We start from the raw sequence: 25,566 nt of genomic DNA on the forward strand, positions 1-25,566 counted from the left end.
CGACCGACCGACCGACGGAGCGCACATGACGACGGACAGGGCAACGGGGGACCGCACGGCGGCGGAGGCCGCGGGGATCGAGGTGAAACCGGTCGCCGGGCACATCGGCGCCGAGATCCACGGCGTCGACCTGGCGGCCGGCCTCGACGCGGCCCGGGTCGCGGCGGTCCGGGCCGCGTTGCTGCACTGGAAGGTGGTCTTCTTCCGCGACCAGCGACTCGACCACGCCGGGCACGTCGCGTTCGCGCGCCTCTTCGGCGAACCGGTCGTCCTGCCCCGGCGCGGCAAGGCGTCGCCGGCACACTTCCCGGAGGTGGAGACGACCGCCGACCGGCTGGAACTGGGCGGGAGGTTCGGGATGGAGCACGACGAGTGGCTGCGGCGCCGGCGCCACACGCTGCTGCGCGGCTGGCACTGCGACCACGGCGCCCGCGTCGACCCGCCGGCCGCCACCATTCTGCGCGCCGAGACGGTCCCGCCGTACGGCGGCGACACCACCTGGTCGAACCTGGCCGCCGCCTACGCCGGACTGTCCGCCCCGATGCGCGCGTTCGTCGGCACACTGCGCGCCGAACACCGCCTCGGCGTCGGCTACCAGCCCCGCCCGGGCGACGACGCCTACGTCCGCCACCTGCTGGACCACCAGACCGCCACCGTGCACCCGCTGGTCCGCGTTCACCCGGAGACGGGGGAGCGGGTGCTGTTCGTCAACGGGTACTACGTCGAGCAGATCACCGGCCTCTCCCGCCCGGAGAGCGCGGCGGTCCTGGAACTGCTGCTGGAGCAGGCGACCCGGCCCGAGTACACCGTCCGCTTCCGCTGGGAGCCGGGCAGCGTCGCCTTCTGGGACAACCGGGCCACCATCCATCTCGCCCCGAGCGACAACGCCCACCTCGGCCACCCCCGGACCATGCACCGCGTGATGCTCACCGGCGACGTGCCGGCCGGGGTGGACGGCACCCCCTCGGAGGTGGTCGTCGGCAGCGGACCGGGACGCTGGTGAGCCGCCGGACGAGCGGGGCGGCACCTCGTCCTCGCGGCCACGTGTCCCGTCCGGCGGAAGACCGTACGCCGCCGGCGAGGCGCCGTCCCGGACCCTCCCGGTCAGAACGTCCGCTTCAGGAGGCCGAGCAGCGCCTCCCAGTGCCGCTCGGCCGCCTCCGGGTCGTACGCCGCGGTGTCTTCCTGCGTGTAGCCGTGCGGGGCGCCGTCGTACACCTCGCAGCGGTACCGGACGCCGGCCGCGGTCAGGGCCGACGCCAGACGCTCCTGCTGCTGGGGCGTCATGGAACCGTCGTGGTCCGCGTGGCCGAAGTACAGCTCGGCGGTGATCCGCCCGGCCACCAGGTGCGGACTCCGCGGTCCCTCGGTCGCCAGGTTCCCGCCGTGGAAGCCGGCCGCCGCGGCGACCCGGTCCGGATACGCGCCGGCCGTGCGCAGGGCGAGTGCGGCGCCCATGCAGTAGCCGGTCAGCGCCACCGGGCCGTCGGCCGCCGCCGGGGCCTCCGCCAGCCGGTCAAGACAGGCGCCGGCGTCCCGCATCGCCCGCTCGGGCGTCAGCGACCGCATGATCGGGCCGAGTCGCCGGAAGATGTCCGGCCGCGCCCCCGGGTCGATGAACTCGGGCAGCTCCACGACCGGCGCCCGCCCGTGCCGGTAGAAGACGTTCGGGACCAGCACGGTGTACCCGGCGCCCGCCAGCCGGTCGGCCATGTTCCTCAGTTGCGGGCGCAGCCCGAAGGCGTCCATGTAGAGCAGGACGGCGGGACGCGGCCTCCCGTCGGCGGGGTGCGCCAGGTAGGCGTCCGCGGTGCCGTCGGCGGTGGTGATGTCGACAGCGGTTCCCTGTACGGCGGTCATGGCGGGGCTGCCTTCCTGCGGAGCGGCGGTGGGCGACCCGCCGGGGCACCGACGGGTCGTGATCATCGTGGCACGCCGGGGGGCGGGGCCGGGGAATTGCTGGTACCCCGCCGCGGGCGGCCCGTTACTCGAACCGGGTCGTGTCGCCCGCGCCCCGCCGCACGATCTCCGCCTCGCCGCCGGAGAAGTCGACGACCGTGGTCGGCTCGGTGCCGCAGTCACCGGAGTCGATCACCGCGTCCAGTACGTGCTCGAGCCGGTCCTTGATCTCCCAGCCCTGGGTCATCGGCTCGTCCTCGCCGGGCAGCAGCAGGGTGCTGGACAGCAGCGGCTCACCGAGTTCGGTGAGCAGGGCCTGGGTGACGACATGGTCGGGGATGCGCACCCCCACGGTCTTCTTCTTGGGATGCTGGAGCATGCGCGGCACCTCCCTGGTCGCCGGCAGGATGAAGGTGTAGCTGCCGGGGGTCGACGCCTTGATCGCCCGGAACACGTCGTTGTCGATCTGTACGAACTGACCGAGCTGCGCGAAGTCCTGGCACACCAGGGTGAAGTGGTGCCGGTTGTCCAGTTGCCGGATCGACCGGATGCGGTCGATGCCGTCGCGGCTGCCCAGTCGGCAGCCCAGGGCGTAGCAGGAGTCCGTCGGATACGCGATCAGCGCTCCCGAGCGGACGCTGTCGGCGACCTGGGAGATGCTGCGCGGCTGGGGGTTGTCGGGGTGCACGTCGAAGTACTTCGCCATTCACCGAGCTTATGCCCGCTCGCGGGTACGGACCGACAGGCCTGGTCGCGGACTCGGACGGGGCCCCGCGCGGACGATCGCGCCCGTACGGGTGCCGTGCGCGCCCGGCCATGCGGTAACGTCCCCGACCTGGGACGGGGGGCGAGGCGAGGACGAGGAGAGAAGGCCGACGTGGCGGGCCGTCAGGACGGGACACGGCAGTGGGCGACCGGAGCCGGTGAGCCGGCGGACTGGGCGGAGGAACTCCTCGACCACCTGCGGCCGGCCGGACGCGACGTGCGCAGGGTCGTCACCTGGCTCGCCTCGGCCGCGCACGCGGCCGTGTCGCTGCAGGACGGCACCGGCCGCCTGCTGGCAGGCACCCGCGCGCGGCTGGACGAGGACCTGGTCGCCGACATCACCTCCGGCCGGCTCGCCTCCGCGGCCCTGGAGGACCGGGGCCGTCATCTGCGGCTCGTCCGCGTGGAACGGGTCCATCCGGCGCCGGCCGCCGTCCTCGCGGTGGCGCGCGAGACCCCCTTCGACCGGCGGGCCTTCGACATCGTCACCCACACCGCCCAGGTGGTGGAGCTGCTGCTGGCCGGTCACGAGTCGGCCGCGGCCGGACACCGGCTGCGGCGGGCGGCCTCCGACCTGCGCCTGGCCATCCTGCAACTGCTGATGGTGGAGGACACCGTCTCCGCCCGCCGGGTGGCCGCCGGTCTCTGGCCGGGCCTCCTCGACACCGAGGCGGCGTGCGTCTACGTCGTGGAGAGCAGCCCCGAGGGGCGGGACCGGCTCGCCGAGGAGTGCCTGTCGGCGACGGGAGAGCGGGCGCTCGTGGTGCGGTGCCCGGCCATGGACGGACACGTGATCGTCCTCACGCCCGGCGAGGCGGCCGGGCAGGAGCTGCGCTCGCTCGTCGGCCGCCTCCCCGGCGTCTTCCTCGGCGGCAGCGCCCGGCAGAGCCTCGCCCGCACCGCCACCGCGTACGGGCAGGCCGTGAGCGCCCTGGCCGTCGCCAGGTTCCGCCCGGACAAGGCCGCCGTGTACGCGGAGCGGACCCACCCCGAGCGCCTGATGGACCCGGCGGCGCTGCACGGCTGGACGGCCCGCCTGCTGCGCCCGCTCGACGCCCTGCCGCACCACACCCGCGCCGAGCTGCTCGCCACCACCCGGCTCGGTCTGGAGTTCACCGCCGTCAGCACGGCGAAGATCCTCGGCGTCAGCCGCAACACGGTCCGCGCCCGCATGGACCGGGTCGAGTCACTGCTGCGCACCGACTTCGCGGACCTGACCGTACGCGCCACCGTCCACCTCGCCCTGAACGCCCAGGCCGGTCTCGCCCAGTACCCCGCCGACGACGGCACCGCACGGCCGGGCCCCGCCTGCCTCACCGACCTGCTGACCGCTCCGGCGCTGCGCACGTGGGCCGGCGGTCTGCTCGGCCGCCTGGAGCCGGACGCCCGCAACCTGCGGCGGACGCTGCGCACCTGGATCGCCGTCGGCGGCAACGCCGAGCGGGCCGCGCAGACGCTCGGTGTGCACGCCCAGACGGTGCGCGAGCACGTCCGCAGCGCCGAGCCGGTCCTCGAACGCCAACTGCTCGCCGCCGGCAGCGACCTGTACGAGGTGGTGCTCGCCCATCTGGCGGCGGGCGACCTCGGCCAGCCCCCTCTGCCCGGGACGAAACCGGGCCATCCGGACTCACCTGTGCACGGGTGAGTCCTTTTGGACCGCCATCGGGCATCGACACGATTCACAACGGCCGACCCGTCCACGTAGGTTCAACGGGCCGCGGGGGTACGACCGGAACGGGGGACCGGTCGCGCCCCCGCCGCTTGGTCGCCACCCGGGCGTGGGGCCGGCTCAGCCGCGCAGCCGTACCGGGATCTCCCGCCAGCCGTAGGCGATGAACGACGGCACCTGTCGCAGCTCCCGCGGATCCACGGCCAGGCGTAGCTCCGGGAACCTCTCGAACAGGGCGGGCAGCGCCGTCAGGGCCTCCGCGCGGGCCAGCGGCGCGCCGACGCAGCGGTGCACGCCGATGCCGAACGCGAGGTGGTCGTCAACGCCGCGGGCCGCGTCGAAGGCGTCGGCGTCCGGTCCGTAGCGCGACGGGTCGTGCCCGGCGGCGGCGTACGTCGTGACGATGGCGTCCCCGGCCGGTACGGTGACGCCGCAGACGGTGAGGTCGGTGACGGCGAACCGGAGCGGCAGCGACGCGATCGACGGGTGCACCCGCAGTGTCTCGTCGACGACGGCGTCCCAGCCGATCCGTCCGGACCGCACGGCCGCCAGCTGCTCCGGGTGCGTCAGCAGGGCGACGACCGCGTTCCCGATGAGGTTCACGGTGGTCTCGAAGCCCGCTCCGATGACCAGCAGCAGCGTGTAGAGCAGCTCCTCGTCGGTGAGCCGGTCGCCGTCCTCGTCGCGGACCCGGATCAGCTCGGTGGTGAGGTCGTCCCCGGGGTGTTCCCTCTTGTGGGCGATCAGCGCGGGCAGCACCGTGCCCATCTGCCGCTGTACGGAGGCGGCGTGCCCGGGGCTCGGGTCGGAGGTGTCCATGGCGGCGGCGATGAGCCGCCCCGTGTCCTCCCACAGCTTCTCCGGCACACCGAACAGCTCGCAGATCATCCGCATCGGCAGCGGGTGCGCGAACCGCTCCCGCAGGTCGGTGACGTCACCCCCGGGCACGTCGGACGAGTCGAGAGCGTCGAGCAGTTCGGCCGTGATCGCCTCCACCCGGGGGCGCATCGCTTCGGTTCGCCGGTGCGTGAAGCTCGGCGCCACCAGCTTGCGCAGCCGGGTGTGGTCGGGGCCGTAGGTCGACAGCATGCTGACCACACCGACCCAGCCCAGGATCCAGCCCCACGAGGGGTGTTCGGCGATCCGGGGCCACAGCCGCCAGTGCAGCCGCGGATCCTTGCTGACCCTCGGGTCGAGGATCAGTTCCCTGAGCGTGTCGTAGCGGGTGGGCGCCCACGCGGGTATGCCGCCGGGCAGCTCCACGGGAACCAGCGGACCGAGGGCACGCAGCCGGGCGCTCTCCGCGGCGATGTCGGCGCCGAACGGGTCGAGGGCGATGCGGTCGGTCACGGGCACGGTCACGACGTGTCTCCTACGGTCTCCTCCGGACGGCGGATCTCTCCGGTCCGCTCAGGGGACTGTACTCGTCGCAACCTCAAAGGGCGGGCGGGGGCGACGAGTTGGCGCATTCGTCGTCCCCGCCCGCCGGAAAGCGGTGGGCGCTCAGCCGTGGGGCAGGATCACCGCACGGCCGTTGACCTTCCCCTCGTGCAGCCGCTCGTACGCGAGCGGGGCGTCGTCCAGGGAGTACGTCTCGGTGTGCACCGACACGGCACCCGCGCGGGCCAGGTCCAGCACCTCGATGAGCTCGCTGCGGCTGCCCCAGTAGGGCGCGCTGACCGACACCTCGAAGGGCAGCATGCCGAACCCGACGGGGAGCGACCCACCACCGATGCCGACCAGCGTGACATCGGCCTCGACGGCCGCGACGGCGCCCGCGGTCTTCACGGTCGGTGCCACTCCGACGAAGTCGAAGACGGCCTCGGCGCCGAGACCGCCGGTGAGCTCGCGCACCGCGTCCGCCGCCTTGGCGTCCGACAGCACCGCCTCGTGCGCGCCCACCTCGCGGGCCAGGCGCAGCTTGTCCTCGCTGACGTCCAGGGCGACGACCCGGGCGGGCGTCAGGGCGCGCAGCAGCTGGATGGCGACGTGGCCGAGACCACCGGTGCCGATGACCACCGCGGTCGACCCGGCGACCAGCTTGGGCAGCGACCGCTTGATCGCGTGGTACGGCGTCAGCCCGGCGTCCGTCAGCGGTACGGCCGCGACGGGGTCGAGCCCGTTCAGCGGGACGAGGTGCCGGGGGTCGTCGACGAGCAGGTACTCGGCCATCGTGCCCGGACGCCCGAGCCCCGGCGGACGGATGCCCAGCTCCTCGGCGCGCAGGCAGTAGTTCTCCTTGCCCTGGGCGCACTTGGCGCAGGTGCCGCAGCCCCAGGGCCCGTACACGGCGACCGCGTCGCCCTCGTCCAGCCCGGTCACACCGGCGCCCAGCGCCGCCACCGTGCCGACGCCCTCGTGGCCGAGGGTGAGCGGCAGCTCGTACGGGAAGCCCTCGGCGGGCCAGCCCATCACCGCGATGTCGGAGTGGCAGACACCGGCGGCGGTGACCTTCAACAGCACCTGGCCGGGGCCGGGCTCCGGGTCGGGGACCGTGACCACCTCGGGCGGGGTCCCGATGGTGCGGTACTGAAGTGCCTTCATGGTCGAACTCCTTCGTTCTCCCCCGGTTCGTTCCCCCCTGATGTGCGGTCGGCCTCAGACGGCGGTGTAGGCGCCGTCGACGAGGTGGTAGCTGCCTGCCACGAAGGACGCCCGGTCCGACAGCAGGAAGGCGATCAGCTCGGCGACCTCCTCGGAGCGTCCGAGGCGGCCGGCCGGGTGCAGGGCGACCAGGCCGTTGTAGGCGGCCTCGTCCATGGTCTTCAGCAGCGGGGTGTCGATGAAGCCCGGGCCGACCGCGTTGACCCGGATGCCCTTGGCCGCGTACTCGGCGGCGGCCGCCTTGGTCAGCCCGACCACGCCGTGCTTGGCGGCGACGTAGGCGGGGGAGCCGGCGAAGCCGACCGAGCCGAGGATGGAGGCGACGTTGACGATGGCGCCGCCCTTGCCGGCCGCCTCGATGGCGGGCAGTTCGTAGCGCATCGAGTAGAAGACGCCGTCGAGGTTGGTGCGTACGACGCGGTCGTAGGCCGCGATGTCGTACTCGCCGGTCGGGGCGCTCGGGCCGCCGATGCCGGCGTTGTTCACGGCGAGGTCCAGGCCGCCGAAGGCGTCGACGGCGGTCCGTACGGCGGCCTCGACCGACTCCGGACGGGTCACGTCCAGCTCGACGGCGGCGGCCTCGACGCCCTTGGCCCTCAGCTCGGCGGCGGCCTGCTCGGCGCCCTCGGCGTTGTAGTCGGCGACGACGACGCCCGCGCCGCCGGCGCCGAGACGGCGGGCGGTGGCCAGGCCGATGCCGGAGGCGGCGCCGGTGACGAGGACGGTGCGGCCGGTGAACTCGGCGGCGTGGTCGGTGGCAGGGGTGGTGCCGGTGGTGGTGCCGGTGGTGCTCATGGTGCGGTTCTCACTCTTCGGTGGTGCTGTCGGGGGTCGCGGCCGCGGCCTCCGAGGTCAGGGCGTCGTAGGCCCGCTCCACGAGGGCGGCGAGGTCTGCGGCTCCCGAGTCCCGGTCACCGCCGCGCGCCCACAGACGCAGGGCGGCGATCAGGACTCCGGCGGCGGCGTCGACGAGCGCGGCGGGGCGTACGTCCCGGGTGTCGTCGGTGCCGAGCCGGTCGGCGACGATGCGGATCGACTCCTCCTGGGCGTCGACCCGGATGCGCTGATAGGCGGCGAACAGGTCGGGCTCAGTGTCGGCCAGGGCCAGCAGCCGGCGCATCCGGGGACGCACGTGCCAGGCCGGGTCGTCCCGGTCGGCCAGCCAGTCGCGTACGGCCCTGCGATAGGCCAGCAGGGGCGGCTCGTGGGCGGGGCGGGACCGCAGCAGCGCGTTGATGCGGTCGCCGTCCCGGCGGACGAAGTCGAGGGCGGCGTCCTCCTTGCCGGCGAAGTGCCGGCTGAACGTGCGGCGCGTGACGTCCGCGCGCTCGGCGATGGCCTCCACCGTGGTCGCCGCCGGCCCGCGCTCCAGGAGCAGGTCGCGGGCGGCGGTGGCCAGCGCGTCGCGGGTCTGCCGCGCCTTGCGCTGCCGCCGGTCCTCGGTGGTGGTGGAGGGCTTCGTCGCCGTCATGTCTCCCAGAGTACACCTGAAATGTCCCAATGGGACATGTGACTCACTGAGACATGTGGCTCAACGGGACATCGAGTCGCCCGTCCGGCCCGCGTCCGCCGATGCCGTGTGCCCCGGGGTGCGCCGGGTACCCGGTCCGCGCTTCGGACCGACCACCACCTCGAGGAGGCTCGCATGGCCAGCGGCACGGAGACCGGCGGCGTGACCGGCACGCAGGACAAGGACTACAACCTGATCTGGTACGTCGAGTCGTGCCTGAACAACGCGCTGCGCCTGGAGACGTACATCCAGGACGCGGAGCGCAACAAGGACACCGAGGTCGCGGAGCTCTTCCGCAAGGCTCAGGCGGACAGCCGCAAGGGCGCGGAAATGGGCAAGGGGCTGCTGCGCGCGCGGCTGAACGGCGGCTGACACGGCCCGCCCGCGAGGACCCGGACGCCCTGTGACCCGGGCGTCCGGGTTCTCGGCGTGGGACGTGCGAAATGCGAGTAAATCAGTACGTGTCGGATGTATCACTATGGGTACCCGGGGCGCCCATGTGCGCGGCCGACGGCCGCCTCGCAGCTCAGGGCCGCGCCCGAGGACGGCCACGAGTCGAAGGAGCCCACGAACATGACGGACGTATCGAGCCAGGGACCCGCCCCGGGCGACGACCGCAAGGTGCTCACCAACCGGCAGGGGCACCCCGTCTACGACAACCAGAACCAGCGCACCGTCGGCGCCCGCGGCCCCGCCACGCTGGAGAACTACCAGTTCCTGGAGAAGATCAGCCACTTCGACCGCGAGCGCATCCCCGAGCGCGTCGTGCACGCCCGCGGGGTGACCGCGTACGGCTACTTCGAGGCGTACGGCGCCTGGGGCGACGAGCCGATCGACCGCTACACCCGGGCCAAGCTGTTCCAGGAGCGGGGCAAGCGCACCGACCTGGCCGTCCGGTTCTCCACCGTCATCGGCGGACGCGACTCCGCGGAGACGGCCCGCGACCCCCGCGGCTTCGCGGTGAAGTTCTACACCGAGGACGGCAACTGGGACCTCGTCGGCAACAACCTCGCCGTCTTCTTCATCCGCGACGCGATCAAGTTCCCCGACGTCATCCACGCCCTCAAGCCGGACCCGGTGACCTTCGAGCAGCAGCCCCGGCGCATCTTCGACTTCATGTCGCAGACGCCGGAGTGCATGCACATGCTGGTCAACCTGTTCAGCCCGCGCGGCATCCCGGCGGACTACCGCCACCAGCAGGGCTTCGGCGTCAACACCTACAAGTGGGTCAACGCGGCCGGCGAGACCAAGCTCGTCAAGTTCCACTGGATGCCCAAGCAGGGCGTCCGCAGCATGACCGAGGAGGACGCCGCCAACGTCCAGGCCGAGAACCTCGGCCACGCCACCAAGGACCTCTACGACGCGGTCACGCGCGGTGAGTACCCCGAGTGGGAACTGCTCGTCCAGATGATGGACGACCACGACCACCCGGAGCTCGACTTCGACCCGCTCGACGACACCAAGACCTGGCCGGAGCAGGAGTTCCCCGCCAAGCCGGTCGGCCGGATGGTGCTCGACCGGATGCCGGAGAACTACTTCGCCGAGAACGAGCAGATCTCCTTCGGCACCGGCGTCATCGTCGACGGCCTGGACTTCTCCGACGACAAGATGCTGGTCGGCCGCACCTTCTCCTACAGCGACACCCAGCGTCACCGGGTCGGCCCGAACTACCTCCAACTGCCCGTCAACCGGGCCAAGAACGCCGACGTGCGCACCAACCAGCGCGACGGCCAGATGGCCTACCACCAGGACAGCGGCGGCGAGAACCCGATCGTCAACTACGAGCCGTCGATCACCGGCGGCCTGCGCGAGGGGCAGTACCCGACGCACGACGAGCAGGGCCCGGAGATCCAGGGGCGGCTCACCCGCAAGCGCATCCCGCGCACCAACGACTACCTCCAGGCCGGACAGCGCTATCTGTTGCTGGAGCAGTGGGAGCGCGACGACCTCGTGGCGAACTTCGTCAACCTGCTCTCCCAGTGCGACCGGCCGGTGCAGGAGCGCATGGTGTGGCACTTCCTGCTGGTCGAGAACGACCTCGGTCTGCGGGTCGGCGAAGGCATCGGCATCAGCCCGCAGGACGTCTCGCATCTGAAGCCGCTGGCCAGTCAGGACCTCACCGACGAGGACCGGGAGCGGCTGGCCAACCTCGGCAAGAACCCGCCGCGCGACGTGGAAGGCCTGACGATGACCCACTGCGTCCCCAACGAGCGGCACGTCGTGACGCGCTGACGCTCACCCCGTGTGCCGCAGCGCCGCCCGGGCCGCCGTGAGCGCCTGCTCGGCGTAGCCGCGCCCGAACAGCACGGCGTGCACCAGCAGCGGGAAGAGCTGGTGCACGCCGACGCGGTCCTCCCAGCCGTCGGCGAGCGGCGCGCTCTCGCGGTAGCCGTCCAGGACCCGGTCCAGGTGCGGGCAGCCGAAGAGACGCAGCATCGCCAGGTCGGTCTCCCGGTGTCCGCCGTGCGCGGCCGGGTCGATCAGCCGGACCTCTCCGTCGGCACCCCACAGCACGTTGCCGTTCCACAGGTCGCCGTGCAGCCGGGCGGGCGGCTCCGCGGGCCCCGCCAGCTCGGGCAGCCGCTCGCAGACCCGCTCGACGTCGGCCGCCTCGGCCGCCCGGACGGTGCCGGCGTCGACCGCGCCACGCAGATACGGCAGTACCCGGTGCTCGGCGTACCAGCGCGGCCAGTCGCCTCCGGTGACGTTGCGCATCGGGGCGAGCCCGATGTAGGCGTTCTCGGGGCCACCGGGCGGCGCGGCACCGAAGGCCGGTGCCCCGGCGGCGTGCAGCGCGGCCAGGTCCCGGCCGAACCGGATCGCCGCCCCGGCATCCGCCCGGCCCTGTGCCACACGATCGGTGACCAGCCAGCGCCCGTCGTCGCCGTGCACCGCCGGGATCCGCACGGTGCCGGCGTCCGCCAGCCAGCGCAGCCCCGCGGCCTCGGCCCGGGCCGCTCCGGTGCCGTCGCCGCGTTTGACCATCACCGTGTGTCCGTCGTCGAGGGTGACTTCGGTGAGCGCTGAGGACAACGGGCGCTCACCGGTCACCGACCGGCCGGTGAACCGGGCCGCGGCGGCCGAGGGGGAGAGGGTGGCGGACACGGTCACCAGAGTAGGACCGGCTGCGGCCGACCCGGTGAAAAACGCCCGGTACGCCGATCGAACAACCCGGGCGCGGGGGAGCAGTGGGACTATGACCAGTTCAGCGTTCCATCGCACGATCACCCTGCCCGCCCCCGTGTGCGAGCAGGCCGCGCACCATCTCGAGCACGCGGTCCAGAAGGCCATCGACGGTGCCGCGACCCCCTGGCGCGCGTTTCGCGGGGCCGACGGCGGCGACTTCGCGTTCTCGGTCCCGGTCGTCGAGCAGGCCGCGGGCTGCCTGCTGGTGCTCGCCGCCGAGAGCGCGCAGAGCCTGCGCCCGTCCGCCCTGCGCGCGCTGATCACCGTGGCCCTGTACCTGCGGGACGCCGCCGAGGCCGTGCGCCGGCCCGCGATCCCCAGCGCGGCCTGGTGAGCGTGGGGCCGCCGGCGCCCCGGTGACAAACCCGGTGTCCCGAACCCGAGGGTGTGGTTGGGTCTGCGGCATGGACTTCCCCCGCTTCCTCGACTGCCTCGCGGCCGACTACGACCGGCTGCGAGCCGTCGTCGAGACCGACGCCGACGCCCTCGTCCCCACCTGCCCCGGCTGGACCGTCGCCGACCTGACCCGGCACGTCGGCGAGGTCTACCTGCACAAGACCGTCGCCATGCGTGAGGGCGTCGAGCCCGAGCCCTGGCCGCCGAAGGAGTTCGCCGAGGAGGAGCCGACCGCGCTGCTCGACCGGGGGTACACCGCACTGCGCGCCGAGTTCGCCGGCCGCGCTCCCGAGGACCCGGCCGCCACCTGGTACGGCCCCGACCAGAGCGTCGGCTTCTGGATCCGGCGGATGGCCCAGGAGACCGTAGTCCACCGCATAGACGCCGAACTCGCCACCGGCCGGTCCGTCGCGCCCGTTCCGGCCGATCTCGCCGTGGACGGCGTCGACGAGCTGCTCAAGGTCTTCGCCGCGTACTCCGTCGCCGAGTGGGGCGACTACTTCACCGACATCCTGTCCGGCTCGCCGGGGCGTACGTTCCTGGTGCGGGCCGGTGACGCCGCGTGGCGGGTACGGACCGGGCCGGGGGAGTTCAGCGTGACGGACGGCGCCGGCGACGGCACCGCCGACCTGACGCTCAGCGGCCCCCCGGAGGCCGTGCTGCGCCGGCTGTGGAACCGGCAGGGCGCCGAGGGGGACGGCGGGGACGGCGGTGTGACGGTCGAGGGCGACCCGGAGGCGGCCGAGGAGCTGCGGCGCTGCGTCGTCGTGGCGACCGAGTGAGCGCAGGCACCGTGGAGGCGGGGCAGCCGGCCGGTGTCACGCGCCGATGAGGCGCAGCGCCCCCCACAGAGCCACGGTCGAGGCGGCGACCGTGGCCGGTACGGTGAGCAGGCCCAGCCGCGTGAACCGGCCGAGGTCCGCCTCGATGCCGTGCCGGTGCAGGATCCGCCGCCAGAGCAGAGTGGCGAGCGAGCCGACGTAGGTCAGGTTCGGACCCAGGTTCACGCCGATCAGCACCGCGAGGACCTGGGCGGGTCCGGCGGGCGCGGTCAGGGGAAGCAGGGCGAGGACGGCCGGCAGGTTGTTGACGAGGTTGGCCAGCACCGCGGCGACCGCGGCCACCCCGAGCAACGCCGGCAGCGAGTCGCCCGCCGGCAGCAGTCGCCCCAGCTCCGAGGCCGGGCCGCTCGCCACCACCCCCTGCACCACGACGCCGAGGGCCAGTACGAACACGCAGAACAGCGGCGCCGTGGCCCCCACCAGCTCCCGGGGCGTGACATGGCGCCGGGCCAGTGCCCGCCCGCCGAGCACCAGGACCCCGCCGAGCGCCGCCCACGCGGGATCCAGCCCGGCGGGCGAGGCCACGGCGAACCCGGCCAGGGTCAGGGCCAGGACGACGACGGCGAACCGGGGCACCCGCGGCTCAGCCAGGGGCACGGGCGCGGAGCCGGTAGGCACGGACGCGGAGCCGGCGGGCACGGGCACGGAGCCGGCGGACTTGGCCAGGTCCGCGCGGAAGAAGCGACGGAACACCGCGTACTCGACGGCGATCGCGGCCAGCCACGGCAGCGCCATCAACGCGGCGAACCGGGTGAAGGACAGCCCACTGGCCGCGAAGGCCAGCAGGTTGGTCAGGTTGGAGACCGGCAGCAGCAGCGAGGCGGAGTTCGCCAGATGCGCCGTGGCGTACACGTGCGGGCGGGCCCGGGCGCCGGCCCGCGACGCGGTGGCGAGGACCACGGGGGTGAGCAGCACGACCGTGGCGTCGAGGCTGAGCACCGCCGTGACCGCCGAGGCCACGGCGAACACCCCGGCCAGCAGCCGCCGCGGACCGCCACCGCACCGGCGGGCCACGGCCGCGCCGACGGCCTCGAACAGTCCTTCCTTCGCGCACAGGTACGCCAGTGCCAGGATCAGGGCGAGGAAGGCGACGACCGGCAGCAGGGTGCGTGTCTGCTCCCACGCCTGGTGCGGGGTGACCGTGCCCAGGACCACGGCCAGCGCGGCGGCGGGTACGGCGGCCACGGCCTCCGGCAGTCCCCGGGGACGCAGAACGGCGAAGACCAGGACACCCAGCAGCAGGACGACGGGGACGGCCCCGGAGAGAACGGCGGTACTCAGGACTTCTCCTCCACACCGGTGAGCCGGGCGGGCACCCGGTGATCGACGAAGGCTGCCCAGGGTCGCATCCCCGGGCGGGGACAGGGCGCGCACGGCGGGACAGGGACGGACCGCGTGTCCGGTGCCGCCGTCCGCGACCGGACCCGCCGGCCCGGCCCGGATGTGTCCGAGGCCACGCCGTCGACGAGAGCCGGGCCATGTTCCGGGCCATGAGCCGCGGGCTACGGTTCTGGCGGACCCGGCGTCTCCCCACGACGACCGGACCCCCTGTCCCACGACGAGTAGTGACGACCACACTCCAGTCCCCACGGCGAGTAGTTCGGACGGCCCGGCAGTGCACGCAGATCTTTCCCCCGTCATCGCGGCGACCACCCAGTGGCTCACCCGCGCCTACCCGGCGTCCGGCGGCGCGCTGGCCCACGCCCTGTGCGAGGCGCAGGCGCGGCAGGCCGTGACGGTCGCGGCCCGGCTGCGCTGTCCGACCCCGATGGACGTCGCGCTGATGGACGTGACGGGCCCCGGCGGCTCCGCCGGGCTGGACTGGATCACGGGCGCGGACGGCACGGCGGCCGGGGACCCGGACCAGGCCTGGCGGACCTGGGTGGACGAGGTCGTGGCGAGCTGGGCGGCCTGTCTGCTGACCGACCCGGAACTCGCCGCCCTCGCCGTGGCCGCGCTGGCCGACGGCGACCCCGCGGAGGGTACGCCGTCCGGTACGCCGGCCGAGTTCCGCCGCCTGCTCGCGCCCGACGCACAGGACCGGCGGGCGGCTACGCTGCTGCGGCACCCCGACCTCGCCGCACCCGTCGCCGGGCTGCACCACGCCCAGCTCGTCGCCCGACTGGACCCGGGCCGGGCACTCGCCGCCTGACCCGCGCCGCGTCCGCCCGGCGCCGGTCCCCGTCACTCACCCCCGGCCGGTATCGACGCCGGAGCACGGCGCCACGGCAGGTCCGCGCGGGCCGGCCGCCCCCGGCCGGCCCGGCCACCCGCTCAGGCGGCCGTCCCCAGCGCAGCCTGCCCGGGCGCGTCGGCGTCCCCGGCCCGCACCGCCACCGGCGTGGTGGACCGGCGCTCTCGCAGGAGGTGGCCGGCGCCGATGGTGCAGGCGATGACCAGTCCGCCCGCGATGAGCGCGCCGCGCGCACCGGCCAGTTCCATCAGCAGGCCGAGGGCCGGTGGGCCGCCGAGGCTCCACACCGTGCCGATGCTGCCCCACACCCCGAGCACCCGGCCCCGCATGTGCGCGGGCGGGTCGGTCTGGAGCACCGCGGTGCCCGCGGTGTCGGAGACGGACTCCACCACGGCCATCGGCAGCACCATCACCAGCAGGACGGCCAGCGACGGCGAGAGTCCGGCCACCACCTGGAGCAGTCCGCCCGCCGCCGCGAGCGCGCCCACGATCCGTACGGAAGGCCTCCGCAGCCGGGCGCCCAGGACCGCGCCGACGATGCCGCCGGCCGCCAGCACCGTGGAGACCGTGCCGAACGACCCGGCGCCGCCCGCGAGCGGCCCGGTGACCAGGACGGCCAGGGTGAGCTGGTAGTTGCGGCCGAAGACCGCGCTGACCCCGGTGACACCGGCCAGCGCCAGCAGCCGGGGACGGCGTGCGAAGAAGGCCAGTCCCTCGCGCACGGTCATGGTGTCCGCCTCACCGCGGCGCTTCGCGGCGACGTGCTCGACCGCCCCGCGTGCCGGACGCAGGAAGGGGACGACCGAGGCCACGAACAGGAACGAGAGCCCGTTGGCGGCGTAGGCGGCGGCCGTGCCGAGGAAGCCGACCGTCACGCCGGCCAGCGCGGCGCCCGTGAGCCGGCCCGCCTGGTGGACCAGCGCGCCCACTCCGATCGCGGAGGGCACGTCCTGAGCCGGGACGAGGTCGTTGCCCAGCAGCGAACACGCCGGGCCGTCGATCGTGGCGATGACGCCGGTGACGGCGGCCAGCACCATCAGGGTGGTCACGTCGATCCGGTCCAGCGCCACCAGGAGCGCCGTCACGAACGCGACCGCGCCGAGCAGTGCCTGGCTGACCGCGGCGGTCAGCTTCCGCGGCCAGCGGTCGACGGCCGCGCCACCGAAGACGCTGATCAGCAGCGCGGGCGCGGCCTGGACGGACATCGACAGGCCCGTCGCGGCGGCGGACCCGGTGATCTGCAGGACCAGCAGGTTCTGCACCGTGAGCTGCATCCACGTACCGGCGTTCGACACGAAGTTCGCGACCGACCACCAGCGCATGCTGCGGTACCTCAGGGACCGCCACGGCGAACGGGACTCGGCCTCGGCCGGTGCGGAGGCGGGAGCAGGCGCCGCGGGGGCCGGCGGGGCGGGGGGAGGGGAAGAAGACACAGTGCGCCACTCGAAGACGAGTCGTGAGACCCAGGGGGGACGGGACGGGAGCGAGAAGGCCGGCTGCGTTGCGCGGCCACTCCACTGAAGCCGGATGACGGCGCCGACCATCGTGGCAGAAGGGACCGGCGAGTCATCGCCGGTACTCGCCCCCGGTCTCGGCGGGGAGAACCCAATTCCCGTCCCGTGACACGTGTTTGGCGGCCCGAGTGTGCTTGATCACAGCCTCCCGGCCGCCGGACGTCGGAGGCCGGCGACCGTGACGGCGGCCACAGCGACTTCGTAACGTCTGTCCACGCGTCCGTCCGTCCGGCGGGCGACGCGGCCGTACGGGAGGGCCACGGCAGCCGCCAGAGCATGAAAGCGACTCGGTGGGGCACCCGGGGCCCGCTGGTCAGCGCTCTGCCAGTGCTCTGCCGGCGCTCAGCCAGTGCGCCGGTCCGTGCTCCGGCAGCGCTTCGCGGAGGAAGGAAGGTCGTCCTCATGATGCCGATGGCGGCGTTCGGCCCGCGGGCAGCGGCCCGCCCGCCCTGGGACCGCGTCCTGGTGACCGGCGGCGCGGGGTTCCTCGGCTCCCACCTGTGCACCCGCCTGCTCGATTCGGATGTCGAAGTCGACTGCGTGGACAACCTCTCCACGGGACGGGCGGAGAAGGTGGCCCACCTCGCGGGCCGCCCCGGCTTCCGCTTCCTGGAACGGGACGTCTCCCAGGTCGGCTGCGCGGACGCCCTCACCGGCCCGTACGACCTGGTCCTGCACCTGGCGGGCCCCGCGTCCCCGGCCGCCTGGCCGGAGCGGCCCGTGGAGATCCTCGACGCCGCCAGCCTCGGCACCCGCGCCGCGCTGGCCGTCGCCGGCCGGGACGGCGCCCGGTTCCTGCTCGCCTCCTCGCCGCCCGACGCCCAGCAGGGGAACGACGCCGACCCCTTCGGCCCGCACAACGCCTGTGCCGAGGCCGTCCGGTTCTCCGAGGCCCTGGTCGCCGCGGAGGCGGGAGCGCGTGGCTCCAACGCCGGGATCGTCCGGCTGTTCACCGGCTACGGCCCCGGCATGCGGACGGACGACGGGGGAACACCGGCCGCCTTCATCGAGCAGGCCCTGGCCGGCCGGCCGGTCACCGTCCCCGGGGACGGCAGCCGGACGTACCCCCTGTGCTACGTCGACGACATGGTCGACGGCGTGCTGCTGGTCGCGGCCGGCCGCTCGGTACGGCCCGTGGACATCGGCGGTGACGAGGAGCCCACGGCCCTGGAGATCGCCCGCCGGGTGATCGACCTGACCGGCTCCGATTCGCCGCTGGCGTTCGTCGGCGAAGCGGGTGACCGGCCCGCCGAAGCCTCGCCGGTCACCGGCTTCGCCCGCGAGATCTTCGGCTGGCTGCCGGGTGTGACCTGGCAGGACGGGCTGGAACGCACCGTCGCCGCACTCCGCGGACGGCCCGACCCGGTCCCGACGGCGACGAGCGAGCGGGCGGGGGAGTGGTGGGCGTGAAGAGCGCCCCGCCCCGGACCGTGCGAAGCCCGCCGACGGGCTGACCGGCCTCGGCCTCGCACACCTCGGCCTCGCCCGAGGGGCCGTCACCGACAGAGCCCGAGGGGCCCGTCACCGACAGAGGTGACGGGCCCCTCGGGCGAGGCCTGAGGTGCCGTTGGCGCCGCGTTCAGCCGGACTTGCCCCGCCCCGACATCGCGTCCCGCACCCGGTCGACCATGCCTGCTCCGGGTGCCAGAAGCTTGTTCATCGGGGGCTTGTCCGGGGCGGACGGGTGAGGTCGCGTCGGTGCCGTCTTCTTCGCCTGACGGACCTTGTCGCCCAGCTGGTCCAGGGCGTCCGGCGGACACGCCTCCCGGAGCCTCGGGAAGAGGTTGCCCTCCTCGTCGGCGACGTGCTCACGGATCTCACTCATCAACATGCCGATCAAGCGGTCGAACTCCGCGTCGTCCGACGCGCAGCCCTCCAGGTCCTTCATGATCTGCTCGGCCTCGGCGTGGTCCTCGAGTTCCTTGTCCGCGAGAGCACTGCCGTCGGCCACGTGCTCACGGACGGCCGGGTAGAGATACGCCTCCTCCGCCACCGAATGCCGGATCAGCTCGATGGTGGCCTGATCGGCGTACAGCTTGCGGTCCTTGTGACCTGACGGCAGCGCCTCGATCTTGCCGAAGAGCTCCTCGACCTCACGGTGATCGGTCGTCAGCTCGTCGATGACGTTTCCTCCGTGTCCCATGCTCCACCTCCTTGAAGGTCGTGGCGGTCGCGGGGCCGCCCCGCCACGAGCGTCGGGTCCCCCCGCACTCAGTGGGCTAACGCCCCCTTCGGCAGCTGTCCAGCTTGGCCCGGACACCACCCGCGGCCGCCGCGGGACGGGCCGCGGCCCGGGCCGAACGGTGCACCAAGTGGGCGTCGTGCCGCAGGTCTTGCGCGGCGTGCCGGCCGCGCCACAGCAACGAGGGGGCACTGCCGGTGTCATCGGCGGCGATCAGCAGCCCGCCCATCATGGACAGGTTCTTCAGGAAGTGGATGCGCTGCTGGGCGCGGTCGGACGGGTCCTCGGCCTCCCAGTAGCGGTGCGCCGCCAGCGTGGTGGGGACCAGCGTCGCCGCGAGGGCCAGCGCGGCCAGCCGCGGACAGCGGCCGAGCCCGAGCATGACCCCACCGGCCACCTGGACGGCGCCGTTGAGCCGTACGAGTTGCTCGGTGCGGTCCGGCAGCACCGCCACGCGGTCGGTCACCGGCCGCACGACCGGCTCCGCCGCCGGGGCCACGTCCTCGGGCCTGCGCAGGGACTGGAGACCGCCCGCGACGAACATCGACGCGAGCATCGGACGGCCGGCCATACGCAAAAGACTCATGACGCTCTCTCGCTCTCTCGCTGCTCTCCATGGGGTACCGGAGAACGGGCAGGGGTTGCCAGGGGCGTGATGCCCACTGGGATCATCAGGTGCCCGGACCGGGCCGCGCCATTCGGCGCCCGCCGCGGCCCCGACGCTCGCGGGTACCGCGTCGCGTGGGCTCCACGCAGGTCACAGGCTGTTCAGAAGCTGCGGCGACAGGTTCTTGATCATGGTGTTGGTCCAGCGCATCTGGCGCAGCGTCTGCGGATGGCAGGAGGAGACGACCTCCAGCAGCTCGCCGTCCCCGGACGCCTGGGCGGCCTGGGCCAGCATCTCCCAGTGCAGTGAGTTCTCCGCGGCGGCGACGTGCAGTTCCCGCAGGTCGCGCAGGAGCAGCAGACCCGTCTCGGGCCGGTGCACCACCGCCTGGGACGCCTTCTTCCGCAGCGTCGCGAAGACGCCGTCCGAGGAGGGGTCCGACGGGTCGCCCAGCTTCACGTCCTGGTGCGCGGCGACCTCCGCCAGCCGCCGGACGTGTTCGCGCGACCAGACGGCCAGGTCGGTGGCGACGTGGTGGACCTCGTGCTCGGTGCGGTGCCGCTCGGCGGCGGTCACCAGGTCGTGCGCCAGGCGCCGTTCGCCTCGGTGCAGCGTGCGCAGGGTCAGGGTGATGCCGTTCACTGGGCGCCTTCCTCACGGCCGTGCGGGAAATCCGTCGGTGTCTGTGCCGTGTGCGCCGCCGATCCGCCCGCGGTGGGCGGCGCGAGGCCGGCGGCGGCCGGTGCCGACGCGGTGGTGGTCGGTGCCGGGGACGGCCGGCCGTCGCCGCGCTCGACCAGGGTGAGCGCGGCGACGGCCGTCTTGAACAGCGGCTGCTTGGAAGCCGGGTCCCAGTCGGTGACGGTCGCCTCGTTCGCCGCCCGCCCGGGAGTGTCCGGACCCGGACCGGACCCGCCCTCGGTGTCCCAGTAGCCGTAGTGGAACGGCACGAACAGCAGCCCCGGACGGATGCCGGTCACCCGCAGCCGTCCCCGCAGCGAACCGCGCCTGCCGGCCACGTCGACCAGGTCGCCCTCGCCGAGGCCGAGCCGGTCCGCGTCCTGGGCGGAGATCTCCACCCACACGTCCGGGGCGGCGTCGCGGAGCTGGGGCGCCCGCCCGGTCTTCGTACGGGTGTGGAAGTGGTAGATCGTCCGGCCCGTGGTGAGCTGGAACGGATACTCCTCGTCCGGCTCCACGTGCGGCGGCCGGTAGGCGGCGGCCTTCAGCACCGCCTTGCCGTCGGGGTTGAGGGAGCGGTACTCGACGACCTCCTGCGACGCCCCGGTCTCCAGGTCCTTGCCGTAGCTCTCGCACACGTCCGGGTGGGCCCAGCTGATGCCGTCCGTGTAGAGCCGCGCGGTGCCCTCGGGGGCCGACTCGTCGCAGGGCCACTGGATGCCACTGGTGTCGCGCAGCTTGGCGTAGGACAGGCCGGTGTAGTCGCAGGGGCGGCCCGCGCTGCACCGCTTCCACGCCTCGAACGCCGACTCGGGGTCGTCCCAGGTGATCAGCGGGCCGCCGTCCTTGTCCCGGAAGTCCATGCGCCGCGCGTAGTCCAGGAAGATTTCCAGGTCGGGTTTGGCCTCGCCGGGGGGTTCGACCGCCTTCTGGGACAGGTGCACCGTGCGGTCCGCGTTGGTCAGCGCGCCGGTCTTCTCGCCCCAGGTCGCGGCCGGCAGCACCACGTCGGCCAGCTGCGCCGTCTCCGTGAGGAACAGGTCCTGCACCACCGTGAACAGCCGCTCCTGCGTCAGGATCGAGCGGATCCGGGAGAGTTCGGGCAGGGAGACGGCGGGGTTGGTGCCGCTGATCCACAGCATCCGGATCGATCCCTGCTCGGCGTACCGGTACATCTGCATCGCGTGCGTGGGCGGCGCGAAGTGCGGGATGGCCTCCGGTTCGACGTTCCACACCTTGGCGAGGTCGGCGACATGCGTGTCGTTCTGCCAGTTGCGAAAGCCGGGCAGGTCGCCGTTGGCGCCGCACTCGCGGGTGTTCTGGGCGGTGGGCTGGCCGTTCATCTGGAGCAGACCGGCGCCCGGGCGGCCCAGCATGCCCCGGATCAGGTGCAGGTTGTTGATCTGCACCGCCGCGGCGGTGGCCTGGTGGGACTGGTAGACGCCCTGGAGGACGGTGGAGACCAACGCGTCGGTGGTCCCGACCAGTTCGGCCGCCTCCTCGATCCTGGCGGCGGGGACGTCGCAGATGTCCGCGGCCCACTTGGGCGTGCAGCCGGCGACGCGGTCGGCCAGCTCCTCGAAGCCGACGGTGTGCGCGGCGATGAAGTCGCGGTCGATCCGCTCGTGCCGGATCGTCTCGTGCAGCAGCGCGTTGAGCAGGGCGACGTTGGTGCCGCCGCGGGGCGCGAGATGCACGGCCGCGTGCTGGGCGACCCGCGTGGGGCGGGGGTCGACGCACAGCAGGCGGGGCGGATCGGCCCCCTCCAGCCGGTCCAGCAGCCGCATCCACTGCACGGGCTGGGTCTCGGCGATGTTGTGGCCGAACAGCGCGACCACGTCGGCGTGGTCGAAGTCGTCGTAGCTGCCGGGCTGACCGTCACAGCCGAAGGTCTCCTTCAGCGCCTCCGCGGCCGTCGACGTGCACAGCCGGGTGTTGCCGTCGAGGTGGTTGGTGCCGATGCCGGCCCGGGCCAGGACCGCGAGGGTGTAGTACTCCTCCAGGAAGAGCTGGCCGGAGGTGTAGAAGCCGATCGAGCCCGGGCCCCGCTCGTCGAGGAGTTCCCGCGAGCGGGCGGCCACCAGGTCCATAGCCGTGTCCCAGTCGGTCTCCACCAGCCGCCCGTCCCGCCGCACCAGCGGCCGGGTCAGCCGGTCCCGGGAGGCGTTCGCCTGCCACCCGAACAGGTCCTTGGGGCCGAGCCGGCCCCGGTTGACCCGGTCCACGTCCCGGCCCCGTACGCCCACCATCCGGCCGTCGGCCACCGCGATGTCCATGGCGTCGCCGTCGGAGTGCAGAATCGACGCCGACTGCACCCATCGCTGCACGGCCTCGGGCTCCACCCCGTCCGCGAGGAAGGTGTCCACCCGGGCCGGCCAGGTCTCGTGCCGGCCGTAGGGCACCCTCGCGCCCCACGGCCGCGCGATCCGGTCCGCGGAATCCTGCATCACCGGGCCTCCCACCAGAAGTGCGTCACACTGCCGGCCGCCGGGTACCCGGGCGTCACGAATCGACGCGGACCGCTTGTGGGAGCGCTCTCAGGCGGGCAGGATACTGCGGTGACCACCCCGACTGCCGCCGTACGCCCGTACCGTCCCGCCGACGCCCCGGCCCTCGACGACATCTGCATCCGCACCGCGCACAACGGCCGGGACAGCCGGCCCGTGTACGCCGACCCCGCCGTCCTGCCCGCCATCTTCGCCGCCCCCTACGTCCACCTGGATCCGGACCTGGCCTTCGTGCTGGACGACGGAGGCGGCCGGGCGGTCGGCTACATCCTCGGCACGGCGGACACCTCGCGCTTCGCGGAGGAGTTCCGCGCCAAGTGGCTGCCGCGGTTCGCGGACCGATACCCGGCGCCGGACGGCCCGCCCGGCACCCCGGACGAGGTCATGGCCGGACTGCTGCACGACCCGGAGCGGATGATCGTCCCCGAACTGGCCCCGTACCCGGCCCATCTCCACATCGACCTGCTGCCCGAGTGGCAGGGCCGCGGATACGGCCGGGCGCTGATGCGCGCGTTCTGGCAGGCGCTGCGGGAACGAGGGGTGCCGTCCGTCCACCTGGTCATGGCCACGGCCAACACACCGGCCAGGGCCTTCTACGACCGTATGGGCTTCCACCAGATCGAGACGGCGGGCCTGGACCCCGCGGACGTCACCTGCCTCGGACGTACGACGGACGACACCGGCCGGACCTGACGCACGGGGCGGCGGTCAGGCGGTGCCCAGCCGGTAGACGTTGAAGGCCCGGCGTATGACGGGCTGGGCCACGTTGCGCACCCGTACGCCGCCCGCCGTCATCCCGTGCTCCGAGCCCAGGTGGGCGTGGCCGTGGACGGCGAGGTCCGCGCCGGCCGTGTCGATCGCCTCGGCCAGCAGGTAGCTGCCGAGGAACGGGTGGATCTCCAAGGGCTCCCCGGCGAGCGTGTCGGCGACGGGGGAGAAGTGCGTCAGTGCCACCCGGGCCGCGCAGCCCTCGTCGCCCAGCTCCTTCAGCGCCGCGTGCAGACTGTCCGCCGAACGGCGGGTGGTGCGCACGAACTCCTTCATGATCGGCTCGCCGAACTCGCCCGCGCTGCGTCCGACGAAGCCGCCGCCGAACCCCTTGGTCCCGGCGATCCCCACCCGGGTCCCCGCGCATTCCACCACGGTGCCCTCGCCCTCCAGGACCCTCACCCCGGCGTCCTGGAGGAGGGCGGTGACCTTCTCGGGCTGCTCGTCGTGGTGGTCGTGGTTGCCGAGGACGGCCACCACCGGAACCGGCAGGTCGCGCACCTCCCGCGCCACCACCCGAGCCTCCTGCGGGGTGCCGTGCCGGGTGAGGTCCCCGGCGAGCAGCAGCAGGTCGGCACAGTCGGGCAGGGTCTCGAAGGCGGGCCGCAGAAGCCCCTGGCTGTCGGGCCCCATGTGGATGTCTCCGACGGCGGCGACACGGATCATCACAGCTCCTCCGCGTGGTCGGGGCCGGTCGTCTCCGCCACCAGGACGTCGGTGTGCACGGTGAGCCCGGCCAGCTCCTCGTGGGCGATGCGCAGGAGGGTCTCACGGCACTGGGCGGAGGGCACCGTGCCGGTGATCACGATGGCGCCGGCCCGGATCTCGGCCCGCACGCCGAGCTCGCCGAGCTCCTCCGCGGCGAGCCGGTCGTGCAGGTGGGCCACGCGGTACTCGACGTTCCCGGCCGAAGCGGTGTCGCTCGCCGCGGGGCCCTGGTGTGCGACGGGGTCACTCATCGCTGTTCCTCCTTGACGGCGTCCGCGGCGTCCACGGCGTCCGCGGCGTTCACGGAGTTCACGGAGCTTACGGAAGGGGCCGGGGAGATGATCTCCAGCCGTTCGAGGATGAAGAAGAACGCGGCGGGCATCGGGGCGTCCCCGCAGTCGTGGCGCAGCTCGTCCCAGTCGATCATCTCCCGCAGCGTGCGGGCGATCGGCAGTACCGCCCCGAAGTCGCAGTGGTGCTCCGAGAAGGCCGCCAGCAGACCGCGCAGCAGATCGGTGGGCGACAGGACCGGCATGAGCACCGAGTCGACCGAGAGATCCTGGGCCCGCGCCAGCAGCTGCTCCGTGACGGGCTCGTGCGCCAGCTCGAAGATGAGGTCGACCTGCTGACCCAGGCAGTTCGCCTTCAGCAGCCAGTCCTCGGGCGGCGTGTACACCGCCAGGCCCGCGTCCCGCAGCGTCGCCGCGACCGCCTCCGCGTCCTCGGGCCGGATACAGAAGTCGACGTCGTGCTGGAGGTTCTGGGTGCCGCCGTGCGCGTACACGGCGACGCTGCCGGCCAGCGCGAACGGATGCTCCTCCTTCTTCAGAATCGAACCCACCTGCTTGGCCGCCTGAAGGATCGCCTGATTGCGGTCGAGCGGGAGATCCTCGTGGCGCGCTTCGTTCTGGGGGACGAGTTGAGGGTCCCCCGCTGCCAGACGGAGCTCGGAAACGCCGGCGCGCTGCTCGAGAGCGCGGTCGTCGGCGGGCTGCGTCATCGCTGTCCCCTTCCCGGGCTGTCCCCTTCGATCGGTCCGGCGAGAACCGTCGATCGGTCCGACGAGAACCGGAGCGATCGCGTCGGGCCGGTCCTCCCCTGGAATCCCGTGTACCCGGCGCGGTACCGCCGACACGAAGGCCGTCCCGGAGGTGAGGCGCGGGGAGGATTCCGGGCACTCGGACGGCATGAACGACAAGCAGGAGCGGCAGCGGACCGGTCCGGGGGCCCACCCGGCCGGGCCCGATGATCACCGGATCGAGACCGTGGAGCGGCTGGTGGCGGCATGGCTGGCGGAGACCGGGCACCACGACCGTGCCGCGGAGCACGAGGCCCGTACCGGCTGGGAACGGGGCGCTCTGTCCGAGCGGGCCGCCCAGGACCTGGCCACCTGGGTCACCGCGAGGATCACGGACACCGGGTTCACCGAGGACGAGGGCCCCTACGTGGCGGGCCCCGTCCGGATCACCCCGTCGGACAAGGACGTCGTGCACGAGTGGCTGCGTGCGCGGGGGCACCGGGTCTGACCCGCCCG

The 25,566-nt window shown here is 73.4% G+C and carries 26 protein-coding genes; 10 read left to right on the forward strand and 16 right to left on the reverse strand.

Features of this window, described 5'->3' with window-relative positions:
- Window positions 1-25 precede the first annotated feature (25 nt).
- Window positions 26-1,003, forward strand: coding sequence for a TauD/TfdA dioxygenase family protein (locus tag ACH4NX_RS04965; RefSeq protein WP_398126957.1), 978 nt, complete (start codon window positions 26-28; stop codon window positions 1,001-1,003).
- A 101-nt stretch (window positions 1,004-1,104) separates the two neighbouring features.
- Here the strand turns inward: ACH4NX_RS04965 and ACH4NX_RS04970 are convergent, their stop codons facing one another.
- The gene (locus ACH4NX_RS04970; RefSeq protein WP_351400790.1) at window positions 1,105-1,860 is read right to left on the reverse strand and encodes a dienelactone hydrolase family protein; all 756 of its coding nucleotides are present in this window, start codon (window positions 1,858-1,860) and stop codon (window positions 1,105-1,107) included.
- A gap of 124 nt (window positions 1,861-1,984) precedes the next feature.
- Window positions 1,985-2,605 (reverse strand): L-threonylcarbamoyladenylate synthase, encoded by a 621-nt coding sequence (locus tag ACH4NX_RS04975; RefSeq protein ID WP_398126956.1) that lies wholly within the window; start codon window positions 2,603-2,605, stop codon window positions 1,985-1,987.
- A gap of 171 nt (window positions 2,606-2,776) precedes the next feature.
- Between ACH4NX_RS04975 and ACH4NX_RS04980 the strand changes: the two genes are divergently transcribed.
- Window positions 2,777-4,309 (forward strand): helix-turn-helix domain-containing protein, encoded by a 1,533-nt coding sequence (locus ACH4NX_RS04980; protein WP_351400792.1) that lies wholly within the window; start codon window positions 2,777-2,779, stop codon window positions 4,307-4,309.
- A gap of 144 nt (window positions 4,310-4,453) precedes the next feature.
- On the opposite strand, the gene ACH4NX_RS04985 is transcribed toward ACH4NX_RS04980, so the two are convergent.
- The 4 genes from ACH4NX_RS04985 to ACH4NX_RS05000 form a co-directional block, all read right to left on the reverse strand.
- Window positions 4,454-5,689 (reverse strand): cytochrome P450, encoded by a 1,236-nt coding sequence (locus ACH4NX_RS04985; RefSeq protein ID WP_351400806.1) that lies wholly within the window; start codon window positions 5,687-5,689, stop codon window positions 4,454-4,456.
- 147 nt (window positions 5,690-5,836) lie between these two features.
- Window positions 5,837-6,877 (reverse strand): NAD(P)-dependent alcohol dehydrogenase, encoded by a 1,041-nt coding sequence (locus tag ACH4NX_RS04990; RefSeq protein WP_351400793.1) that lies wholly within the window; start codon window positions 6,875-6,877, stop codon window positions 5,837-5,839.
- A gap of 54 nt (window positions 6,878-6,931) precedes the next feature.
- A complete protein-coding gene (locus ACH4NX_RS04995) occupies window positions 6,932-7,732 on the reverse strand; it encodes an SDR family NAD(P)-dependent oxidoreductase (protein WP_398126955.1) in 801 nt (266 codons plus the stop codon).
- Window positions 7,733-7,742: 10 nt separating this feature from the next.
- A complete protein-coding gene (locus ACH4NX_RS05000) occupies window positions 7,743-8,408 on the reverse strand; it encodes a TetR family transcriptional regulator (protein WP_351400795.1) in 666 nt (221 codons plus the stop codon).
- A gap of 174 nt (window positions 8,409-8,582) precedes the next feature.
- On the opposite strand from ACH4NX_RS05000, the gene ACH4NX_RS05005 reads away from it, so the two are divergent.
- Both ACH4NX_RS05005 and ACH4NX_RS05010 read left to right on the forward strand, forming a co-directional pair.
- A complete protein-coding gene (locus tag ACH4NX_RS05005; RefSeq protein ID WP_345590183.1) occupies window positions 8,583-8,819 on the forward strand; it encodes a hypothetical protein in 237 nt (78 codons plus the stop codon).
- Between the two features lie 201 nt (window positions 8,820-9,020).
- The gene (locus ACH4NX_RS05010) at window positions 9,021-10,679 is read left to right on the forward strand and encodes a catalase (protein ID WP_398126954.1); all 1,659 of its coding nucleotides are present in this window, start codon (window positions 9,021-9,023) and stop codon (window positions 10,677-10,679) included.
- Between the two features lie 3 nt (window positions 10,680-10,682).
- On the opposite strand, the gene ACH4NX_RS05015 is transcribed toward ACH4NX_RS05010, so the two are convergent.
- A complete protein-coding gene (locus ACH4NX_RS05015; RefSeq protein ID WP_351400797.1) occupies window positions 10,683-11,552 on the reverse strand; it encodes a fructosamine kinase family protein in 870 nt (289 codons plus the stop codon).
- 91 nt (window positions 11,553-11,643) lie between these two features.
- Here ACH4NX_RS05015 and ACH4NX_RS05020 point away from each other — a divergent pair, with 91 nt between their 5' ends.
- Both ACH4NX_RS05020 and ACH4NX_RS05025 read left to right on the forward strand, forming a co-directional pair.
- On the forward strand, window positions 11,644-11,967 hold the full coding sequence (locus ACH4NX_RS05020; protein ID WP_398126953.1) for a hypothetical protein: 324 nt from the start codon (window positions 11,644-11,646) through the stop codon (window positions 11,965-11,967).
- Window positions 11,968-12,037: 70 nt separating this feature from the next.
- A complete protein-coding gene (locus ACH4NX_RS05025; protein ID WP_351400799.1) occupies window positions 12,038-12,811 on the forward strand; it encodes a maleylpyruvate isomerase family mycothiol-dependent enzyme in 774 nt (257 codons plus the stop codon).
- 36 nt (window positions 12,812-12,847) lie between these two features.
- On the opposite strand, the gene ACH4NX_RS05030 is transcribed toward ACH4NX_RS05025, so the two are convergent.
- Window positions 12,848-14,152: an SLC13 family permease gene (locus ACH4NX_RS05030; RefSeq protein WP_398127168.1), complete on the reverse strand. Its 1,305-nt coding sequence runs from the start codon at window positions 14,150-14,152 to the stop codon at window positions 12,848-12,850.
- Window positions 14,153-14,486: 334 nt separating this feature from the next.
- Between ACH4NX_RS05030 and ACH4NX_RS05035 the strand changes: the two genes are divergently transcribed.
- Window positions 14,487-15,023, forward strand: a complete 537-nt coding sequence (locus tag ACH4NX_RS05035; protein WP_351400800.1) for a hypothetical protein — start codon at window positions 14,487-14,489, stop codon at window positions 15,021-15,023.
- 122 nt (window positions 15,024-15,145) lie between these two features.
- Here the strand turns inward: ACH4NX_RS05035 and ACH4NX_RS05040 are convergent, their stop codons facing one another.
- Entirely contained in the window at window positions 15,146-16,387 is a 1,242-nt protein-coding gene (locus tag ACH4NX_RS05040) for an MFS transporter (protein ID WP_351400801.1), read from the reverse strand.
- Window positions 16,388-16,981: 594 nt separating this feature from the next.
- On the opposite strand from ACH4NX_RS05040, the gene ACH4NX_RS05045 reads away from it, so the two are divergent.
- Entirely contained in the window at window positions 16,982-17,989 is a 1,008-nt protein-coding gene (locus ACH4NX_RS05045) for an NAD-dependent epimerase/dehydratase family protein (RefSeq protein WP_351400802.1), read from the forward strand.
- Between the two features lie 169 nt (window positions 17,990-18,158).
- On the opposite strand, the gene ACH4NX_RS05050 is transcribed toward ACH4NX_RS05045, so the two are convergent.
- The 4 genes from ACH4NX_RS05050 to ACH4NX_RS05065 form a co-directional block, all read right to left on the reverse strand.
- The gene (locus ACH4NX_RS05050) at window positions 18,159-18,722 is read right to left on the reverse strand and encodes a hemerythrin domain-containing protein (RefSeq protein ID WP_398126952.1); all 564 of its coding nucleotides are present in this window, start codon (window positions 18,720-18,722) and stop codon (window positions 18,159-18,161) included.
- A 76-nt stretch (window positions 18,723-18,798) separates the two neighbouring features.
- The gene (locus tag ACH4NX_RS05055; protein WP_351400804.1) at window positions 18,799-19,347 is read right to left on the reverse strand and encodes a DoxX family protein; all 549 of its coding nucleotides are present in this window, start codon (window positions 19,345-19,347) and stop codon (window positions 18,799-18,801) included.
- Window positions 19,348-19,518: 171 nt separating this feature from the next.
- On the reverse strand, window positions 19,519-20,010 hold the full coding sequence (locus tag ACH4NX_RS05060) for a hypothetical protein (RefSeq protein WP_351400805.1): 492 nt from the start codon (window positions 20,008-20,010) through the stop codon (window positions 19,519-19,521).
- Window positions 20,007-22,496 (reverse strand): nitrate reductase, encoded by a 2,490-nt coding sequence (locus tag ACH4NX_RS05065; RefSeq protein ID WP_398126951.1) that lies wholly within the window; start codon window positions 22,494-22,496, stop codon window positions 20,007-20,009. The genes ACH4NX_RS05060 and ACH4NX_RS05065 overlap by 4 nt, the downstream gene beginning before the upstream one ends.
- Window positions 22,497-22,607: 111 nt before the next feature.
- Between ACH4NX_RS05065 and ACH4NX_RS05070 the strand changes: the two genes are divergently transcribed.
- Window positions 22,608-23,249, forward strand: a complete 642-nt coding sequence (locus tag ACH4NX_RS05070) for an N-acetyltransferase (protein ID WP_351400175.1) — start codon at window positions 22,608-22,610, stop codon at window positions 23,247-23,249.
- 15 nt (window positions 23,250-23,264) lie between these two features.
- Here ACH4NX_RS05070 and ACH4NX_RS05075 read toward each other — a convergent pair whose 3' ends face one another.
- From ACH4NX_RS05075 to ACH4NX_RS05085, 3 genes are read right to left on the reverse strand one after another with little or no spacing between them, the layout of a single operon-like run.
- The gene (locus tag ACH4NX_RS05075; RefSeq protein ID WP_351400174.1) at window positions 23,265-23,990 is read right to left on the reverse strand and encodes a metallophosphoesterase; all 726 of its coding nucleotides are present in this window, start codon (window positions 23,988-23,990) and stop codon (window positions 23,265-23,267) included.
- Window positions 23,990-24,283, reverse strand: coding sequence for a BON domain-containing protein (locus tag ACH4NX_RS05080; RefSeq protein ID WP_351400173.1), 294 nt, complete (start codon window positions 24,281-24,283; stop codon window positions 23,990-23,992). The genes ACH4NX_RS05075 and ACH4NX_RS05080 overlap by 1 nt, the downstream gene beginning before the upstream one ends.
- Window positions 24,280-25,032 carry a nucleotidyltransferase family protein gene (locus ACH4NX_RS05085; RefSeq protein WP_398126950.1) on the reverse strand — a complete coding sequence of 251 codons (753 nt, stop codon included), beginning with the start codon at window positions 25,030-25,032 and terminating at the stop codon, window positions 24,280-24,282. The genes ACH4NX_RS05080 and ACH4NX_RS05085 overlap by 4 nt, the downstream gene beginning before the upstream one ends.
- 187 nt (window positions 25,033-25,219) lie before the next feature.
- Between ACH4NX_RS05085 and ACH4NX_RS05090 the strand changes: the two genes are divergently transcribed.
- A complete protein-coding gene (locus ACH4NX_RS05090; RefSeq protein ID WP_398126949.1) occupies window positions 25,220-25,558 on the forward strand; it encodes a hypothetical protein in 339 nt (112 codons plus the stop codon).
- Window positions 25,559-25,566 lie beyond the last annotated feature (8 nt).

Origin of the sequence: Streptomyces sp. NPDC017225, assembly GCF_044331465.1 — a bacterium.
Classification (GTDB): Bacteria; Actinomycetota; Actinomycetes; order Streptomycetales; family Streptomycetaceae; genus Streptomyces.

Bases quoted from the DNA above. Each gene is read 5' to 3' on its own strand.
- ACH4NX_RS04965 (WP_398126957.1), top strand. From the start codon at position 26: ATGACGACGGACAGGGCAACGGGGGACCGCACGGCGGCGGAGGCCGCG.
- ACH4NX_RS04970 (WP_351400790.1), bottom strand. From the start codon at position 1,860: ATGACCGCCGTACAGGGAACCGCTGTCGACATCACCACCGCCGACGGC.
- ACH4NX_RS04975 (WP_398126956.1), bottom strand. From the start codon at position 2,605: ATGGCGAAGTACTTCGACGTGCACCCCGACAACCCCCAGCCGCGCAGC.
- ACH4NX_RS04990 (WP_351400793.1), bottom strand. From the start codon at position 6,877: ATGAAGGCACTTCAGTACCGCACCATCGGGACCCCGCCCGAGGTGGTC.
- ACH4NX_RS04995 (WP_398126955.1), bottom strand. From the start codon at position 7,732: ATGAGCACCACCGGCACCACCACCGGCACCACCCCTGCCACCGACCAC.
- ACH4NX_RS05000 (WP_351400795.1), bottom strand. From the start codon at position 8,408: ATGACGGCGACGAAGCCCTCCACCACCACCGAGGACCGGCGGCAGCGC.
- ACH4NX_RS05005 (WP_345590183.1), top strand. From the start codon at position 8,583: ATGGCCAGCGGCACGGAGACCGGCGGCGTGACCGGCACGCAGGACAAG.
- ACH4NX_RS05010 (WP_398126954.1), top strand. From the start codon at position 9,021: ATGACGGACGTATCGAGCCAGGGACCCGCCCCGGGCGACGACCGCAAG.
- ACH4NX_RS05020 (WP_398126953.1), top strand. From the start codon at position 11,644: ATGACCAGTTCAGCGTTCCATCGCACGATCACCCTGCCCGCCCCCGTG.
- ACH4NX_RS05025 (WP_351400799.1), top strand. From the start codon at position 12,038: ATGGACTTCCCCCGCTTCCTCGACTGCCTCGCGGCCGACTACGACCGG.
- ACH4NX_RS05040 (WP_351400801.1), bottom strand. From the start codon at position 16,387: ATGCGCTGGTGGTCGGTCGCGAACTTCGTGTCGAACGCCGGTACGTGG.
- ACH4NX_RS05045 (WP_351400802.1), top strand. From the start codon at position 16,982: ATGATGCCGATGGCGGCGTTCGGCCCGCGGGCAGCGGCCCGCCCGCCC.
- ACH4NX_RS05050 (WP_398126952.1), bottom strand. From the start codon at position 18,722: ATGGGACACGGAGGAAACGTCATCGACGAGCTGACGACCGATCACCGT.
- ACH4NX_RS05055 (WP_351400804.1), bottom strand. From the start codon at position 19,347: ATGAGTCTTTTGCGTATGGCCGGCCGTCCGATGCTCGCGTCGATGTTC.
- ACH4NX_RS05065 (WP_398126951.1), bottom strand. From the start codon at position 22,496: ATGCAGGATTCCGCGGACCGGATCGCGCGGCCGTGGGGCGCGAGGGTG.
- ACH4NX_RS05075 (WP_351400174.1), bottom strand. From the start codon at position 23,990: ATGATCCGTGTCGCCGCCGTCGGAGACATCCACATGGGGCCCGACAGC.
- ACH4NX_RS05080 (WP_351400173.1), bottom strand. From the start codon at position 24,283: ATGAGTGACCCCGTCGCACACCAGGGCCCCGCGGCGAGCGACACCGCT.
- ACH4NX_RS05085 (WP_398126950.1), bottom strand. From the start codon at position 25,032: ATGACGCAGCCCGCCGACGACCGCGCTCTCGAGCAGCGCGCCGGCGTT.
- ACH4NX_RS05090 (WP_398126949.1), top strand. From the start codon at position 25,220: ATGAACGACAAGCAGGAGCGGCAGCGGACCGGTCCGGGGGCCCACCCG.